This window comes from Kitasatospora sp. NPDC088160 (genome assembly GCF_044741445.1).
GTDB lineage: Bacteria > Actinomycetota > Actinomycetes > Streptomycetales > Streptomycetaceae > Kitasatospora.
The window spans coordinates 237,804-253,283 of the sequence record NZ_JBIUSS010000001.1; the positions used below are offsets into that span (position 1 = coordinate 237,804).

A 15,480-nucleotide genomic window follows, 5' to 3' on the forward strand; every position below is an offset into this window, starting at 1 on the left:
CGAAATCTGTTATCTGTTCGCTGTTACTTGTTCACTGCCGGCTGCCCGCTGTCATTCGCCAGTCGCTGCCCGGTCGACGGCCGCGAGCACCTTCGCCGCACCGTCCTCGGCCGCGAGCGTGGCGGCCGCCGCCCGGGCCTGGTCGCGGTAGCGGGGGTCGTCGAGGGCCTGGCGGATGGCGGCGGCGAGGCGTGCGGCGGTGAGGGCGTGCAGCGGTACCGGCCCGGGGGAGACGCCGAGGCGGGTGAGCCGGTCGGACCAGAACGGGGCGTCGAGCTGTGCGGGTACCGGTACGGCCGGCGTGCCGCAGCGCAGGGTGGCGGCGGTCGTGCCGGCGCCGGCGTGGTGGATCACGGCGGCCATGCGGGGGAACAGCCAGTCGTGCGGGGCGTCGCCGATGGTCAGGACGTCCTCCGCCTCGCCGGCTCCGAGGTCGCTCCAGCCCGACTGCAGGACGGCCCGGACCCGGGCGGCGCGGACCGCGGCGACCACCGTCGCGGTGAGCCGGCCGGGGTCGGGGACGACCAGGCTGCCGAAGCCGACGAAGACCGGCGGCGGTCCGGCGGCGAGGAAGTCGAGCAGTCGGGTCGGGGGGTGCCAGTCCGGATCCCGTACCGGCCACCAGTAACCGGCCACGTCCAGCCCCGGGCGCCAGTCGGCGGGCCGCGGGACCACGGCGGGCGAAAACCCGTGCAGGACGGGGTACTTGCGCCTGGCGTGGGCGGCGCCGAGCGGCGGTAGGCCGAGGCGGCGCCGCAGCCCGCGTACGGCGGGGGCGAAGAGCTGGTCGGTCGCGACCTGGACGGCGTGCCCCGCGAGCAGGTTGCCCGGGCGGCCGAGTGAGCGGGCACCGGTGACAGCGGGCGCGAACTCCCTGGTGGGGGAGAGGGGTTGGAGGTGTAGGCCGATGCTGGGAATGCCCGCAGCCTCGGCGGCGACCTGGCCGAGCGGGCTGGTGGTGCTGGTGGTGAGCAGCAGGTCGGTGCCGAGTGCCGTGGCGTCGGCGATGCCGTCGGCGAGCTCCGGCATGAACTTCCGCCCCAGCTGTAGAAGTTGCAGGACGGCGCGAGGTCCGGTGCCGGCCTGGAGCAGGCGCCGCCCCTCGGCGGAGGCGAGTTCGGCGCGCGGGTCGACCGGCAGCGGGCGGAACTCCAGCCCTGCGGTCCGCACCGAGGCGGCGAAGGTGGCGTGGGTTGCGACGGCCACCTGATGGCCGGCCGCCTGGAGGCGGGCGCCGAGCCCGGTGAACGGGGCCACGTCGCCCCGGGATCCGGCGGTGGCGATCAGGATGCGCATGGCCGCAGTATCCCGGCGCGGGCGCCCCGCCGGAAAGGTGCCGTGCCCGGAGCGGCCCGGTCCGGGGTGGCCGGTTCGGGCCGGTGCTTCCGCGGCGCCGGAACCGGGCGGTGGTGGGCGGCGTCCTTCCTGGCAGAGCGGCGGAACGGGGCCGCCGCGCCGTGGACGGGAGGGACAGATGAGCATCGTCGCGTGGATCGTGCTTGGCCTGCTGGCGGGGGCACTGGCCAAGCTGCTGCTGCCGGGGAAGGACCCGGGCGGCCTGATCGTGACAACCCTGATCGGTATCGCCGGCTCCTTCGTGGGCGGTTGGATCGCCTCGCACTTCCTGCACAGGTCGGTGACGGCGCACTTCTTCGACATGGCGACCTGGGTGTCGGCGATCGGCGGGGCCCTGGTGCTGCTGATCATCTACCGGCTGGTGTTCGGCAGCTCCCGACGCTAGCCCGAGCGCCGGGAACCGGCCCCGCGCCGACGCGGACACGGTGTCGCACAGCCGAGCCGGCCAGGCCCACGGGGCGGCCGGCTCGGCTCAGCGCGTCGGTGCCGACGCCTCCGCGACCCACTCCGGCAGGTCCTCGCGGGCGGCCAGCCAGGCGGTCGGCACCTCGGCGAGGCCGGTGCGAGCGGCGACCGCCCCGGCGGCGATCGCGCAGGTGGTGTCCATGTCGCCCCAGCCCTCCAGGGTGTGCCAGATGACCTCGGGCAGTGAGTCCAGGTGCCCGGCGGCGGACCAGAGGGCGAACGGGACGGTGTCCGGGGCGGAGATCATGAACCCGGAGCCGAGTACGTTGGCGGCCTGCCGGACGCTCGTGTGTCCGGGCAGCCGGGCGGCGATCCGTAGACCGGAGCGCACTTCGCCGTCCGGCAGACGCCCGGCCACCTCTGCCAGCAACTCGGCACGGCCGGGCGGGTTTTGGCCCCGGCTGCGGACAGCGAGTGCCGTGGCGAGGGCGACTGCCACCGCGCCCGCGACCGCCTCCGGGTGGAAGTGCGTGGTGAGCGCCTGGAGTTCGGCCTGCCGGGCGACGGCGTCCAGGTCGTCCGCGAACCAGGCGCCCAGTGGGGCGACCCGCATCGCGGCGCCGTTCCCGTACGAGCCCTGACCCTCGAACTGGCGCGAGGTGATGGCGCGCCAGTCCCCGCCGGCGCCGATCTCACGCAGTACCCGGTGCATCGACGGGCCGTACTTGCGCCCGTACTCGCGGGCGTACTCCTCGGCGAACTCGCCGGCCAGCGCATCCTGTCGGACCTCGCCCCAGGAGGCCAGGTGGCGGACGAGGACCAGCGCCATCGCGGTGTCGTCGGTCCAGTACCAGGGCGCCGGGCGGAGCCGGCGAGCGGCCAGCGCGGCGGGCGCCTCGTCGAGCGGCCACGAGAACCAGCGGTCGCCGAAGGCGTCGCCGAGGGCGAGCCCCTGCAAACTGTCCAGGGTCGGACGGGTTGGACGGGGCGGAGGGGTCGGACGGGCCGGACGCATGTCGTCCTCCAAGTGAGATCAACCGTGCGCGGCAGTCTGCCGGACGGCCGGGCCCGTCGGCGACCGGGTTTCGCTCCGGTGCCGGCGAGCCCGGCCGTCGGTGTCCGGGTTCAGGGGCGCCCGGGGCTTCGGAGGGGCGTCACTTGGTGAGCAGGCCGCCGAGGATGAGCTTCCAGAGGGCCTCGAAACGGTCCTCGATGGTCGGCTCGGACCACGAGGACGCGTACGCCGGGTCGTGGAAGGGGCCGGTGGCGTCGAAGACGGCGCGGGCCGTGGAGAGGATGTGGGCGAGCTTGAACTCCTTGCTCTCCATGCCGTCCTGGACGATCTGGGCGATCTGGGTGACCAGGGTGTCGATGTGCGCCTCGACGATGCCGCTGTTCTCCTCGACCAGCACCATGTAGGTGGCGAACAGCTCCGGGTCGTCCAGCGCCTTCTTCCGCTTGGCCGCGAACAGCGTCACCAGCCAGCGGTGCAGCCGCTCGACGGCCGAGCCGGCCTCGGTCGAGATGAAGGCGAGCTGGTGGTGCGCCTGGTCGAGCCAGCGCTGGGTGACCGCCTCGCGCAGCGCGGCCTTGCTCGGGAAGTGGCGGTAGACGCTGCTGTGGCTGACGCCGAGGATCCGGGCGACGTCCACGACGGTGGCCTTGGCCGGGCCGAACCGCCGGAGGACGTCCTCCGCCGCGATCAGGATCTGCTCGGCGGTGAGTGTGGTGTCCGTGGTCACGGGGAGGTCCGTCCTTAGGGTCGTGCGGTCGAGGGTGGTGCTGCCGTCCCCGGCCGTCGGGCCGGTTCCGGTGGGTCAGTGCTCGCTGTCCAGGTGCTCCATCTGGGCGGCAGCGTAGCGGTCGCCCGCTGCGGAGCCGGCGGGGACGGCCGCCTCGATGGCCGCGAGGTCGGCCGCGGTGAGCGTGACGTCCAGCGCGCCCAGCGCCTCGGTGAGGCGGTCGCGGCGGCGGGCGCCGACCAGCGGAACGACGTCCTCCCCGCGCGAGGCGACCCAGGCGATGGCGACCTGGGCGACGCTCGCCTCCTTCGCGGAGGCCACCGCGCGCAGTGCCTCGACGAGCGCGAGGTTGTGGGCCAGGTTGTTGCCCTGGAAGCGCGGACTGTGGCCACGGAAGTCGGTGCCGGCCAGGGCGCGGCCCTGGTCCCAGTGGCCGCTGAGCAGGCCGCGCGAGAGCACGCCGTAGGCGGTGATGCCGATGCCGAGCTCGCGGGCGGTGGGGAGGATGGCGTCCTCGATCGAGCGGGAGATCAGCGAGTACTCGATCTGCAGGTCGCTGATCGGGTGGACGGCGGCGGCGCGGCGCAGGGTGTCGGCGCCGACCTCCGACAGGCCGATGTGACGGACGTAGCCGGCCTTCACCAGGTCCGCGATGGCGCCGACGGTCTCCTCGACCGGGACGTTCGGGTCCAGGCGGGCGGGGCGGTAGACGTCGATGTGGTCGGTGCGCAGTCGGCGCAGCGTGTAGGCGAGGGCGGTCTTGGTGGCGGCGGGGCTCGCGTCGTAGCCGAGCCACTGGCCGTCCGGGCCGCGCTGGGCGCCGAACTTCACGCTGATCTGCACGCTCTCGCGGGCGCGGCCGCGCAGGGCCTCGTGGATCAGCAGCTCGTTGTGGCCCATGCCGTAGAAGTCGCCGGTGTCGAGCAGGGTGACCCCGGCGTCGATCGCGGCGTGGATGGTGGCGATGCTCTCGGCCTCGTCGGCCGGGCCGTACAGGTCGGACATGCCCATGCAGCCGAGGCCGAGGGCGGAGGTGACCGGTCCGGAGGTGCCGAGGGTGCGCTGCGTGGGGCGGGAGGTCGTGGCCACGGGGACTCCAGGGGTGGGTGCGGCGATGGGTGGGGTGACCCGGGGTCCACTATGACACGACAGCGAACAGATTTCAAAATCTGTTCGCTGTCGTCTGTTATCTGTTATCTGAAAGCTGTCACCTGTTATCTGTCACCCGCCGACTCGATCGGCCGCCCGGCTGCGGTTCTCGTACGCGAGTGCCTCGCCGGCCGCGGCCTCGCCGGCCGGGGGCTCTGGCGGCGAGGCCGGACCCCAGTCCTCCCGCCCACCCAGTGACCGCAGCAGGTAGGCGCGGGCCGGCGGCAGGTTGCGCCACACCGTGCGCTCACCCAGCCCGTACGCCGCCTCGAACCGCCGCAGCAGTCGCACCACTGCCCGGTGGCGGGCGCTCTGCCGGGGCCCCGAGGACAGGGTGCGGGCCGTCGTCGTGCCGAGGTAGCCGAAGTACGTCAGCTCGCCCCCGGGCAGAAGCAGCCGCAGGTAGAGGTCGAGGAGGTGGCGTACCTGGGCCGGCTCGAAGTTGGTGAACGGCAGGCCCGACACGATCACGTCGTACCGCTCGTCCGTCTCGCCGGCTCGGCCCGTCACGTTCGTCTGGTCCTGGGGCAGTTCCTCCACCCGGCAGGCCGACAGCCGCAGGGCGACACCCGGGCGTCGTGCGGCCAGCACCGGGTCCTCGCGCAGCCGGTCGGCGAAGCGCGGGTTCGCCTCGACGACGTGCAGCCGGTCGCCCGGGAGCAGTACTTGGGCCAGCCGGCGGGTCACCACGCCCGTCCCGGCGCCGACTTCCAGCACCGAGATCGGCCGATTCGGGCGGCTGGTGGCCGGAACCACCAGGGCGTTCACGAGGTCCTCACCGCTCGGGGCCAGCGCTCCGGTGTCGTGGAAGGTGCGCAGGGCCTCGGCGAGGAACAGCAGGTGGTCCCCGGCGGACCGTGAACTGCGCTGCGGGGTGAGGAAGTCGGGGCGCGGGCGAAGCTGTTCGGTGGTCATGCCTTCGACGCTAGGCAGCCCCGCCGCACCCCGAATCGGCCGACGAGCGACGCGTACCCCCGACGAAAGTCGAGGGTGCGGGTACCCGGGAGAAGGGGGCACCCGCCCGCCGCCCGCCCGTAACATCGAGCCGGACGGACGGACGGACAGGCGACGGACGGACGGAGCGAGCGCGGAGGGAGCCCGATGCGAGAGGACGGGAGCGGCCCGATGCGCGCAGGCCTGTTGGGCTGGTACGGCCCGGGCCGCCGGCTGTGGAGCGAAACCCTGCTGCTGCTCGGCATCCTCGCGCTCACCGCCGAGGAGGGCCTCTCCCAGTGGGTCCACGCCGATGAGCCGTTTCGGCTGCCCCGGACCGTCGTGGCCGTCCTCGCCTCGCTCTCCCTGCTGTTCGCCCGCCGCTACCCGATGGCCTCCGCCGTCCTGCCGGTGCTCACCGGCGGCCTGTTCAACCGCGCCTTTCCCGGGCTGTTCAGCGTCTACTACCTCGCCTCCCTCGGCCGGACCGGCCCGGCGGCGGCCGGCGGCGCCCTCATCGCGATGGTGGGCGCGACCCGAGCCGATTCGCTGGTCGGCTGGGCGGGCACCACCGGATCCCAACTCCTCGTTCAGGCGGCGACCTTGTCCTTCGGCCTGTGGCTGCACGGCCGCAGGGTGCTGATCCGCACCCTGCACGAGCAGGTGGACGCGCTGCGCCGGGAGCGCGAGTTGCGCGCCGAACGGGCCCAGGCCGCCGAACGGGCCCGGATCGCCCGGGAGATGCACGACGTGCTCGCCCACCGCCTCAGCCTGCTGGTGCTGCACGCCGGGGTGCTGCGCGACCAGGCCCTCGCCGGTACCGTCGCCGCCGACCCGGACCGGCTCACCCACCGCCTCGAACTGCTGCGCACCACCGCCGCCCACTCGCTCGACGACCTGCGTGACGTCCTCGGCGCCCTGCGGGCCGACCCGCCGACAGCACCGGCCGCCGAGGAGGTGCCGGCCGCACCGCCCCGGGTGGCGCGCGTCCCGGTGCCCGTCCCGGCGCGCGTCCCGGCGCCCGCGCTGCGCGACCTCACCGAACTCGTCGGTGAGGCCACTTCGGCCGGGCAAGAGGTCGAACTGGCCCTCTCCGGCGACCCGGAGACCGTCCCCACCACCCACCGGCTGGCCGTGCACCGCCTGGTCCAGGAGGCGCTGACCAACGCCCGCAAGTACGCGCACGCCGCGCCCGTCACCGTCCGGGTCCGCTACGGCGCCCCGGCAACCACCGTCGAGGTCCGCAACGGTCCGGGGGAGGCGTCGCCGAACGGGCCGGGCACCGGCGGCGGGTACGGTCTGGTGGGGCTCGCCGAACGGGTCGACGCGCTCGGCGGCTACCTCGACGCGGGACCGGACGGTGGTGGCGGCTTCCGGCTCGCAGCCCGCCTGCCCGCACCGGAGCGCCCGCCGCGGACCGTGCCAGGACCCGTGCCAGGACCGGGACACGGCCTCGGATCCGGGCCTTCTCCGGCCCTTGCCCCCTCCCCGACCCCGCAGCCGAAGGACGCCGCATGATCCGCACGATGGTGGTCGACGACGACGCGCTGGTGCGGCTCGGCCTCGTCGACCTGCTCGCCCAGGACCCGGCCCTCACCGTGGTCGCCGAGGCCACCGACGGACTGCAGGCCGTCGAACTCGCCCGCAGCCAGCGGATCGACGTGGCGCTCATGGACATCCGGATGCCCAGGCTCGACGGCATCGCCGCCACCAGGCGCCTGCGCGAACTGCCCGACGCCCCGCGCGTGATCGCGCTCACCACCTTCGACCTCGACGAGTACGTGTACCAGGCGCTCGCTGCCGGGGCCGACGGCTTCCTGCTCAAGGACACCCCGCCCGCCGAGATCGCCCGGGCCGTCCACGTCGTCGCCGGCGGTCAGGGGATGCTGCACCCTGCGGCCGCGCGGCGACTGATCGACCGCTACCACCGCACCGGTGCGCCCCGGTCGGTCGCCGCCCGCAACCGGGTCGCCGGGCTGACCCCGCGCGAGACCGACGTGCTGCGCGAACTCGCCGACGGGCTCTCCAACGCGGAGATCGCGGGCGTCCTCGGGATGCGCGAGAGCACCGTGAAGGCGCACGTCAGCCGGATCCTGACCGGGTTGGGCGTCGGCAACCGGGTCCAGGCCGCGCTGCTCGCGCGCGATTCCGGGCTGGTCGGGGACGGCGCCTGAGCCGGCACCGGGCGCTGTGGGGCGGTGCGGTGCGGTGCGATGGTGCGGTGCCGTCGTGGCTCGTGTGGTCGCTGGTCCTGCCGATGCGCGACGCCCGGTGGTGCGCGCGGTGGTGGGTGGGGCGTCATGTCGTCCGGTGTTCACGCGAGTGTTCCCGGGGCGTCGGACCGGGCTCCCCCTGAGCCGGTCGCGTGCTCCCGGTTCGTACCGCGCGCTGAGCCGTTGTCACCCATCCGGCGTGGAAATCCCGCGCCTTGGCGGTTTGCGCTGCCGAACCCGGGCGGCGGGTCCATGGTGGAGATGGGCGCGATCCGGCGACCGCGCCCGCGCGCCGATCCAGGCCCGCGCGCCGCGCGCCCGCCGCTGTTCTCCGACGGGTGTCCGAGGCTGAGGGCCCGGTCCCGGCACGCTGGGAGCAGGGCCACCTCGCAGGAAGCCGAACGGTTCTTCTAGGCTCACATCTCGGCTTCCCTGCGGCGGTCCGGCCCGTTGCGCCCGCCGTCAGGAAGCCGCCGTCCACGGGGCCCCGGGCGGACCGGGGCCACCGGATCGAGCGAGGAGGACGCAATGCCAAGCACGCCGCCCAGCCGTTCCACCGCACTTGGGCCAGACGGTCCGTTCCGAAGGGCCGGGCACCATCCCGGTCGATCGGCGCGGTCCGGCCGGGCCTGGCAGCCGGGTTGGGGTGGCCGGCCGGTCCGGCCGCTGAATACCGGCAGCGGCCGCGGAGGCGAACGTTGAGTCCCCAGATCGTCGGGTCGCCCGCCGCGCCGAGTGCCGCCGCCCCCGACGGTGACTCCGCCCCCGCGCCCGCCCCTGCCTCGGACCGCGCCCCCGTCGACCTCCCGGCCGCTGCTGACGGTGAGGCCCTCACCGCTACCGCTACCGCTACCGCTCATGCCACGGCCACGGCCACGGCCACGGTCACCGTCACAGCCTCGGCCACCGCTGCCGCGACCGCCGCACTCCCCGGCCTGCCGCAGGCCCTCAGCACCCGTGCCCGTACGCTGGCCGGGGCCGTCCGGCGCCGGTGCACGGACCTGGCCCGGATCGAGTCGCCCAGCGGAGACGTGCCCCGACTCGACGCTCTCGCCGAGGAGTTGAGCGCCGGGTTCAGCGCCACCGGTGCCACCGCGCAGCGCGAGCCCGGGCCGGCCGGTGACCACCTGGTCCTGGAGTGGGAGGGGCAGGACGAGACCCTGCCGCACCTGTTGATCGTCGGCCACCACGACACCGTCTGGCCGGTCGGCACCCTCGCCGACTGGCCGGTCACCGAGCAGGACGGTCTGCTCAGCGGCCCCGGCGTCGTCGACATGAAGGGCGGACTCGCCATCCTGGAAGGCGCGTTCGCCCTGCTCGCCGACCTCGGGCAGCGGCCGCACCGCGCCGTCCGGCTGGTCGTCGTCTCCGACGAGGAGGTCGGCAGTCCGGACGGACGGCGCCTGGTCGAGCGCCAGTTGCGCGGCGCGGCTGCGGTCCTCGGGCTCGAACCTCCGCACCCCGACGGCCGGTTGAAGACGGCTCGGCGCGGCAGCACCCGGGTCCGGCTCACCGTCACCGGGCGTGAGGCCCACGCGGGCAACGACGCCCACGACGGGGTGTCGGCGGTCGACGAACTCGTCGACCAGCTCGTCGTCGTCCGCGGCCTCGCGGGACAGCCGGGGACGGAGCTCAACGCCGGTCGGATCAGCGGGGGTTCGCGGGCCAACGTGGTCGCGGGCCGGGCCGAGGCCGAGCTCGGCCTGCGGTTCTCCACCGTCGAGGCGCAGCGCCGTACGCTCGACAACCTGGCTCGGCTCACCGCGCTGCGCCCGGGGGCCAGGGTCCGGACCGAGGTGCTGTCCAGCCGTCCGGCGTGGCCCGAGCGCACCGGCAACCCGCTGCTGCGGCACGTTCGTTCACTCGCCGCGGTGCTCGGGCAGCAGCTGGACGGCGGTCCGGCGGGCGGCGCGGGGGACACCAATCTGCCGGGCTCGCGCGGGCTGCCGACGCTGGACGGCTTCGGCGCGGTCGGTGCCGGTGCTCACGCCCGGCACGAGCACATCCGGCTCGACCAGCTGGCACCCCGGATCGCCCTGCTGGCCGCGCTCCTCGCCGTACCGCTGCCGAGGCTGCGCGACCGCACGGAGGGTTGAGCGGGCTGCCGGCGGCCGGGGGCTGTCGGCGAACAGGGAGCAGGGAACAGGGAACAGAGAACAGAAGACGGATGACAAGTAACAGCTGACAGATAACAGATAACAGCTAACAGATAATGAAATCTGTTAGCTGTTATCTGTTTGTTGCCCGCCCGCTCGCCGCAGCCCGCCCGTCGACGACTGTCCGCCGCCCGAAACCCCGCCCCTCACCCGCGTCCCTTGCCATCCCTCCACCTTGCCGCGCAGAATGGTACCGACCGAACGGTCAGTCGGTTGGCGCCGTGGGCGCCGGCGCGGGACACGAGAGGTGATCGTGGTGACAGCAGAGGTGGCCGAGGCGGTCCCCGCGCAGGCGCTGGAGGACCGGTTCGAGGCGGTCGTCGCCGCCGAGCAGCGGATCGAGCCCAGGGACTGGATGCCCGACGCCTACCGGGCCACGTTGGTCCGCCAGATCGCCCAGCACGCCCACTCCGAGATCATCGGCATGCAGCCCGAGGGCAACTGGCTCACCCGCGCCCCCTCGCTGCGCCGCAAGGCGATCCTGCTCGCCAAGGCCCAGGACGAGGCCGGCCACGGCCTCTACCTCTACGCCGCCGCCGAGACCCTGGGTGTCGACCGCGCCGAGCTGACCGAGAAGCTGATCTCCGGCCGGCAGAAGTACTCCTCGATCTTCAACTACCCGACCCTCACCTTCGCCGACGTCGGCGTGATCGGCTGGCTGGTCGACGGCGCCGCGATCTGCAACCAGGTCCCGCTGTGCCGCTGCAGCTACGGCCCGTACGCCCGCGCGATGGTGCGGATCTGCAAGGAGGAGTCGTTCCACCAGCGTCAGGGCTACGAGCTGCTGCTGACACTGATGCGCGGCACCGAGGCGCAGCGCCGGATGGTCCAGGACGCGGTGGACCGCTGGTGGTGGCCGTCTCTGATGATGTTCGGGCCCCCGGACGCCGACTCGCCGAACACCGCCCGCTCGATGGCCTGGCGAATCAAGCGGCACACCAACGACGAGCTGCGCCAGCGCTTCGTCGACATGACCGTCCCGCAGGCCGAACACCTGGGCGTCACGCTCCCGGATCCCGAGCTGCGCCGGAACGAGGAGCGCGGCGGCTGGGACTTCGGCGAGCCGGACTGGTCCGAGCTGACCAGGGTCATCCACGGCCAGGGCCCGTGCAACGCCCAGCGGGTCGAACGCCGCCGGACGGCGCACGAGGACGGTGCCTGGGTCCGTGAGGCGGCCGTCGCCTACGCGGCCAAGCGCCGCGCCGAACAGTCCGCCGAACCTGGGCAGCCCACCGGATCCGAACCGCCCGTCGAAGCCGGGCAGCCCGGGCGTACGGGCGAGCCCACGGAACAGGAGAACGGAAAGTGACCGAGTCCAAGGCCGGCTGGCCGCTGTACGAGGTGTTCGTGCGCCCCCGACGCGGGCTGAACCACGTCCACGTCGGTTCGCTGCACGCGGCCGACGACCGGATGGCCCTGCTCGCCGCCCGCGACCTCTACACCCGCCGCAACGAGGGCGTCAGCCTCTGGGTGGTCCGCTCGGACGCGATCACCGCCTCCACCCCGGACGAGCGCGACCCGTTCTTCGAGCCCAGCGGGGACAAGGTCTACCGCCACCCGACCTTCTACGACATCCCCGAGGATGTCCCGCACATCTGACGGGGGAACCGCCATGCAGGACCACAGCACGCAGGCCGGCGCTGACGCCGACGACCACGTCTACCTCGGCCTCGCCGAAGCCACGCCCGGCCCCGAGGGCGAGGGCCGCTGGGCGTACGGGACGGGCTTCGCCGACCCGCTGCTCGGCGTGGACACCGCCGTGCCCGCCGGAGTGGACGGCGCGGACCTCGCCGCCTACTGCCTGATGCTCGGAGACGACGCCCTGATCCTCTCCCAGCGCCTGATCGAGTGGTGCACCCGGGCGCCCGAACTGGAGGAGGAGGTCGCGCTCGCCAACCTGGGCCTCGACCTGCTCGGCCAGGCCCGGCTGCTGCTCACCCGGGCCGGCCAGGCGGACGGCTCCGGCCGCACCGAGGACGACCTGGCGTACTGGCGGGAGGACCACGAGTTCCGCAACGTCCGGCTGGTCGAGGCCCCGAACGGCGACTTCGCCCACTCGATCGCCCGGCTGCTGCTGTTCGCCACCGCGCGCTGCGCCCTGTACGAGGCGCTGAGCGCGCACCCGGACCCGGTGCTGGCGGCGGTCGCCGCCCGGGGCGTCAAGGAGCTGGCGTACCACCGCGAGTACGCCACCGCCTGGACGCTTCGGCTCGGTGACGGCACGCCGTACTCCTCGGCGCGGATGCAGGCCGGGCTGGACGCGCTCTGGCCGCTGCTGGAGGAACTGTTCACGGCCCACCCGGTGGAGCTGCGGACGGGCGCCGATCCGGCGGTGCTGCGCGAACCGGTGCTGCGCTCGCTCGGCGCCGTTCTCGCCGAGGCCGGGCTGACCGTACCGGACGTGCGGCCGCTGGCCACCGTGCTCGGCCGGGCCGGCCGGGACGGCGTGCACACCGAGGCGCTCGGCCCGCTGCTCGCCGAATTCCAGGTGCTGGCCCGCGCGCACCCGGGGGCGACGTGGTGAGCGCGGCGCTGACGGAGCGCGGGACGGCCTGGGAGGTCGCGGCGGCCGTGCCGGACCCGGAGCTGCCCATGCTGACCCTGGCCGACCTGGGCGTGCTGGCCGAGGTGGCGGTGGACGACGGCGCGGTGACCGCCTGGCTGACCCCGACCTACTCGGGTTGCCCCGCCGTGGCCGAGATGGCCGCCGACGTGGACCGCCGGCTGCGCGCGGCCGGGTACCGGGACGTCCGGGTCCGGCTGCGGCTGGATCCGCCGTGGTCGACCGATCTGATCACCGCCGAGGGCCGCCGCAAACTCGTCGAGGCGGGTATCGCCCCGCCGCGTCCGACCTCCGCCGCCGGCGTGGCCGGCCCGGTCCCGCTCGCGCTCGGTCCCACCCGCACCGCCGCTCCGGCCGGCACCTCCGCTGCCGCTTTCGCTTCCGCAGCCGCCCCCGTGCCCTGCCCGCGCTGCGGCGGTGCGGACACGGAGGAGCTGTCCCGCTTCGGTTCCACCGCCTGCAAGGCGCTCTGGCGCTGCCGCGCCTGCCGGGAGCCGTTCGAACGCGTCAAGGAGATCTGAATGCCCGCCGCTTCGCCCGCCGCGTCCCAGGCCGACGCCTCCCAGCCCGCCGCGTCCCAGGCCGACGCCTCCCAGACCGAAGCCTCCCAGACCGAAGCCTCCGTCGCCGCGCACGCCGACACTCCCGCTGAGGCCGCGGTGTCCACGCTGCGCCCCGCCCGCCGCCCGACCTTCCACCGGCTGCGGATCGAGCGGGTCGAGCGGCTCTGCGACGACGCCGTGGCGGTGACCTTCGAGGTGCCGGACGGGCTCGCGGCGGACTTCGTATTCCGGCCGGGGCAGACCCTGACGCTGCGCAAGGTGGTGGAGGGCGTCGACGAGCGCCGCTCGTACTCGATCTGCGCCCCCGCCGACGGGCCGCTGCGGATTGCCGTCCGGGAGGTGCCCGGCGGGCTGTTCTCCCGGTGGCTGGTCCGGGACGCGGGGCCGGGCGAGGAGGTGGACGTGCTGACGCCGTCGGGCCTGTTCACCCCCGACCTCGGCGTTCCGGCCGAGCACGTGCTGCTCGCGGCCGGTTCCGGCATCACCCCGATGCTGTCGATCGCCGCGTCCGTCCTGGCCGCCGACCGCAGCTCCACCGTCACCCTGCTGTACGGCAACCGGCGCAGCGACACCGTGATGTTCGCGGACGAGCTGGCCGACCTGAAGGACCGCTACCTCGGCCGCTTCCAGCTGGTCCACGTCCTGTCCCGGGAGACCCGTGACGCCGAACTGCTCAGCGGGCGGCTGGACCCGGAGCGGGTGGGGGCGCTGCTGGGGGCGCTGGTGGATGTCGGGAGCGTCGGGCACTGGTGGCTGTGCGGCCCGTTCGGGATGGTCGCGGGGGCGAAGGAACTGCTCGCCGGGCTGGGCGTGCCGGGCGAGCGCGTGCACCAGGAACTGTTCCACGCCGAGGACGAGCCGGTGTCCGAGCGACCGGAGGACCGGGACGGCGCGGCGGGAGCGGCCGACGGCCCGCACAGCGAGGTCACCGTCGTCCTGGACGGGCGCGGCAGCACGCTCTCCCTGCCGTGCGACCGCTCGATCCTGGACGGTGCCCAGCGCTCCCGCCCCGACCTGCCGTTCGCCTGCAAGGGCGGGGTCTGCGGCACCTGCCGTGCGCTGGTCACCGAGGGCGAGGTCGAGATGCGCCGCAACTTCGCGCTGGAGGAGAAGGAGCTGGCTGCCGGCTACGTCCTCACCTGCCAGGCCCGCCCGATCACCGACCGGGTGACGGTCGACTACGACCGCTGAGCGGCCGACCGCCCCGCCCTTCCCCTCCCGACTGCTTCAGACCACGGCCGGGGCGGGCAGCCTGGCCGGGTCGCCGAGCAGGTGGACGAGGTCGCTGACGGCGGCGCGACCGGCCCGGTTGGCGCCGATGGTGCTGGCGGACGGGCCGTAGCCGACCAGGTGGACGCGCGGGTCGGCGGTGGCACGGGTGCCGGTGAGCGCGATGCCGCCGCCGGGGGAGCGCAGCCCGAGCGGGGCCAGGTGGCCGACCTCCGGGCGGAAGCCGGTGGCCCACACGATCGCGTCCACCGCCAGCTCCTCCTCCCCCCAGGCGACGCCGTGCTCGGTGAGCCGGTCGAACATCGGGCGGCGGTGCAGGGCGCCCAGTTCCTCGGCACGCTGGTAGGCGACGGACGGGCCGAGCCCGGTGACGCTCACCACGCTGCGCACCGGCAGGCCCTGCCGGACCCGTTCCTCGACCTTGGCGACCACCGCGCGTCCGTACTCGGGGGTGAACGGCCCCTCGTGGTAGACGGGCGGGGTCCGGGTGACCCAGACCGTCTCGCCGACCGCAGCCACCTCGGACAGCACCTGGATCGCCGAAGCGCCCCCGCCCACCACCAGGACGCGCCGGCCGGCGAACTCCCCGGGGCCGCGGTAGTCGGCGTAGTGCAGTTGGCGACCGGCGAAGTGGCCCGGGTAGTGGGGCAGGAACGGGCGGGTCCAGGTGCCGGTGGCGTTGATCAGCGCCCGCGTGGACCAGGTGCCGTGGTCGGTCTCGACCAGCAGCCGGGAGTCCGGGCGGTCCGACTCGGCGCGCACCGCGCGAACGGCGACGGGGCGTACGACCGGGAGCGCGTGCCGGGCCTCGTACGCCGCGAAGTACCCCGGCACGACCTCGCGCGCCGGGGCCTCGGGGTCGGGCGCGGGGAGTTCGGCGTCCGGGAGGTCGTGGAAACCGTGCACGGTGGCCATCCGCAGGGACGGTGAGCGGTGCGCCCAGGCGCCGCCCGGCGCGGGGTTGGCGTCGAGCACGACGAAGCCGCCGTCGGCGTCCGCCCGGTAGGGGGCGAAGCCGCGGCGGCGGAGGTGGTAGGCGGCGGACAGTCCGGCCTGTCCGGCGCCCACCACCAGGACGTCCACCACGTGGACGTCCACTACCAGGACGTCCACTACCAGGACGTCCGCGTGCCGCTGCCCGCCATTGGTTGCACCGTAAACAGTCACGCC

At 74.3% G+C, this 15,480-nt stretch carries 15 protein-coding genes; 9 read left to right on the top strand and 6 right to left on the bottom strand.

What is annotated here, in order from left to right; genetic code table 11:
* Positions 1 to 51: 51 nt before the first annotated feature.
* Positions 52 to 1,296: a glycosyltransferase gene (locus ACIOGZ_RS00960; protein WP_400984258.1), complete on the bottom strand. Its 1,245-nt coding sequence runs from the start codon at positions 1,294 to 1,296 to the stop codon at positions 52 to 54.
* A gap of 178 nt (positions 1,297 to 1,474) precedes the next feature.
* On the opposite strand from ACIOGZ_RS00960, the gene ACIOGZ_RS00965 reads away from it, so the two are divergent.
* Positions 1,475 to 1,741, top strand: coding sequence for a GlsB/YeaQ/YmgE family stress response membrane protein (locus ACIOGZ_RS00965; RefSeq protein WP_350875097.1), 267 nt, complete (start codon positions 1,475 to 1,477; stop codon positions 1,739 to 1,741).
* Between the two features lie 87 nt (positions 1,742 to 1,828).
* Here ACIOGZ_RS00965 and ACIOGZ_RS00970 read toward each other — a convergent pair whose 3' ends face one another.
* From ACIOGZ_RS00970 to ACIOGZ_RS00985, 4 genes are all read right to left on the bottom strand, one after another.
* On the bottom strand, positions 1,829 to 2,776 hold the full coding sequence (locus tag ACIOGZ_RS00970; protein WP_400804819.1) for an ADP-ribosylglycohydrolase family protein: 948 nt from the start codon (positions 2,774 to 2,776) through the stop codon (positions 1,829 to 1,831).
* Positions 2,777 to 2,915: 139 nt separating this feature from the next.
* Positions 2,916 to 3,503, bottom strand: a complete 588-nt coding sequence (locus ACIOGZ_RS00975) for a TetR family transcriptional regulator (protein ID WP_363579444.1) — start codon at positions 3,501 to 3,503, stop codon at positions 2,916 to 2,918.
* Positions 3,504 to 3,578: 75 nt separating this feature from the next.
* Positions 3,579 to 4,592: an aldo/keto reductase gene (locus ACIOGZ_RS00980; protein WP_400804822.1), complete on the bottom strand. Its 1,014-nt coding sequence runs from the start codon at positions 4,590 to 4,592 to the stop codon at positions 3,579 to 3,581.
* Positions 4,593 to 4,724: 132 nt separating this feature from the next.
* On the bottom strand, positions 4,725 to 5,567 hold the full coding sequence (locus ACIOGZ_RS00985) for a methyltransferase domain-containing protein (RefSeq protein ID WP_363579440.1): 843 nt from the start codon (positions 5,565 to 5,567) through the stop codon (positions 4,725 to 4,727).
* A gap of 210 nt (positions 5,568 to 5,777) precedes the next feature.
* Here ACIOGZ_RS00985 and ACIOGZ_RS00990 point away from each other — a divergent pair, with 210 nt between their 5' ends.
* The 8 genes from ACIOGZ_RS00990 (at position 5,778) to paaE (ending at position 14,271) form a co-directional block, all read left to right on the top strand.
* A complete protein-coding gene (locus ACIOGZ_RS00990) occupies positions 5,778 to 7,103 on the top strand; it encodes a histidine kinase (RefSeq protein WP_363579438.1) in 1,326 nt (441 codons plus the stop codon).
* Positions 7,100 to 7,759: a response regulator transcription factor gene (locus ACIOGZ_RS00995; protein WP_363579436.1), complete on the top strand. Its 660-nt coding sequence runs from the start codon at positions 7,100 to 7,102 to the stop codon at positions 7,757 to 7,759. The genes ACIOGZ_RS00990 and ACIOGZ_RS00995 overlap by 4 nt, the downstream gene beginning before the upstream one ends.
* Before the next feature lie 737 nt (positions 7,760 to 8,496).
* A complete protein-coding gene (locus ACIOGZ_RS01000) occupies positions 8,497 to 9,894 on the top strand; it encodes a M20/M25/M40 family metallo-hydrolase (RefSeq protein ID WP_400984262.1) in 1,398 nt (465 codons plus the stop codon).
* Between the two features lie 247 nt (positions 9,895 to 10,141).
* A complete protein-coding gene (gene paaA / locus ACIOGZ_RS01005) occupies positions 10,142 to 11,263 on the top strand; it encodes a 1,2-phenylacetyl-CoA epoxidase subunit PaaA (protein ID WP_400804835.1) in 1,122 nt (373 codons plus the stop codon).
* Positions 11,260 to 11,553 carry a 1,2-phenylacetyl-CoA epoxidase subunit PaaB gene (paaB, locus tag ACIOGZ_RS01010; protein WP_030056311.1) on the top strand — a complete coding sequence of 98 codons (294 nt, stop codon included), beginning with the start codon at positions 11,260 to 11,262 and terminating at the stop codon, positions 11,551 to 11,553. The genes paaA and paaB overlap by 4 nt, the downstream gene beginning before the upstream one ends.
* A 13-nt stretch (positions 11,554 to 11,566) precedes the next feature.
* Positions 11,567 to 12,478 carry a 1,2-phenylacetyl-CoA epoxidase subunit PaaC gene (gene paaC / locus ACIOGZ_RS01015; RefSeq protein WP_400984265.1) on the top strand — a complete coding sequence of 304 codons (912 nt, stop codon included), beginning with the start codon at positions 11,567 to 11,569 and terminating at the stop codon, positions 12,476 to 12,478.
* A complete protein-coding gene (gene paaD, locus ACIOGZ_RS01020) occupies positions 12,472 to 13,038 on the top strand; it encodes a 1,2-phenylacetyl-CoA epoxidase subunit PaaD (protein ID WP_363627587.1) in 567 nt (188 codons plus the stop codon). Before paaC ends, paaD begins: the two co-directional genes overlap by 7 nt.
* The gene (gene paaE / locus ACIOGZ_RS01025) at positions 13,039 to 14,271 is read left to right on the top strand and encodes a 1,2-phenylacetyl-CoA epoxidase subunit PaaE (protein WP_400804847.1); all 1,233 of its coding nucleotides are present in this window, start codon (positions 13,039 to 13,041) and stop codon (positions 14,269 to 14,271) included.
* A gap of 36 nt (positions 14,272 to 14,307) precedes the next feature.
* Here paaE and ACIOGZ_RS01030 read toward each other — a convergent pair whose 3' ends face one another.
* The gene (locus tag ACIOGZ_RS01030; RefSeq protein WP_400984487.1) at positions 14,308 to 15,408 is read right to left on the bottom strand and encodes an NAD(P)-binding domain-containing protein; all 1,101 of its coding nucleotides are present in this window, start codon (positions 15,406 to 15,408) and stop codon (positions 14,308 to 14,310) included.
* Positions 15,409 to 15,480: the final 72 nt, after the last annotated feature.

What these genes read in the sequence shown, in the direction of transcription:
- ACIOGZ_RS00960 (WP_400984258.1), bottom strand. Translation starts at nt 1,296, where the DNA reads ATGCGCATCCTGATCGCCACCGCCGGATCCCGGGGCGACGTGGCCCCG.
- ACIOGZ_RS00965 (WP_350875097.1), top strand. Translation starts at nt 1,475, where the DNA reads ATGAGCATCGTCGCGTGGATCGTGCTTGGCCTGCTGGCGGGGGCACTG.
- ACIOGZ_RS00970 (WP_400804819.1), bottom strand. Translation starts at nt 2,776, where the DNA reads ATGCGTCCGGCCCGTCCGACCCCTCCGCCCCGTCCAACCCGTCCGACC.
- ACIOGZ_RS00985 (WP_363579440.1), bottom strand. Translation starts at nt 5,567, where the DNA reads ATGACCACCGAACAGCTTCGCCCGCGCCCCGACTTCCTCACCCCGCAG.
- ACIOGZ_RS00990 (WP_363579438.1), top strand. Translation starts at nt 5,778, where the DNA reads ATGCGCGCAGGCCTGTTGGGCTGGTACGGCCCGGGCCGCCGGCTGTGG.
- ACIOGZ_RS00995 (WP_363579436.1), top strand. Translation starts at nt 7,100, where the DNA reads ATGATCCGCACGATGGTGGTCGACGACGACGCGCTGGTGCGGCTCGGC.
- paaA (WP_400804835.1), top strand. Translation starts at nt 10,142, where the DNA reads ATGGTACCGACCGAACGGTCAGTCGGTTGGCGCCGTGGGCGCCGGCGC.
- paaC (WP_400984265.1), top strand. Translation starts at nt 11,567, where the DNA reads ATGCAGGACCACAGCACGCAGGCCGGCGCTGACGCCGACGACCACGTC.
- paaE (WP_400804847.1), top strand. Translation starts at nt 13,039, where the DNA reads ATGCCCGCCGCTTCGCCCGCCGCGTCCCAGGCCGACGCCTCCCAGCCC.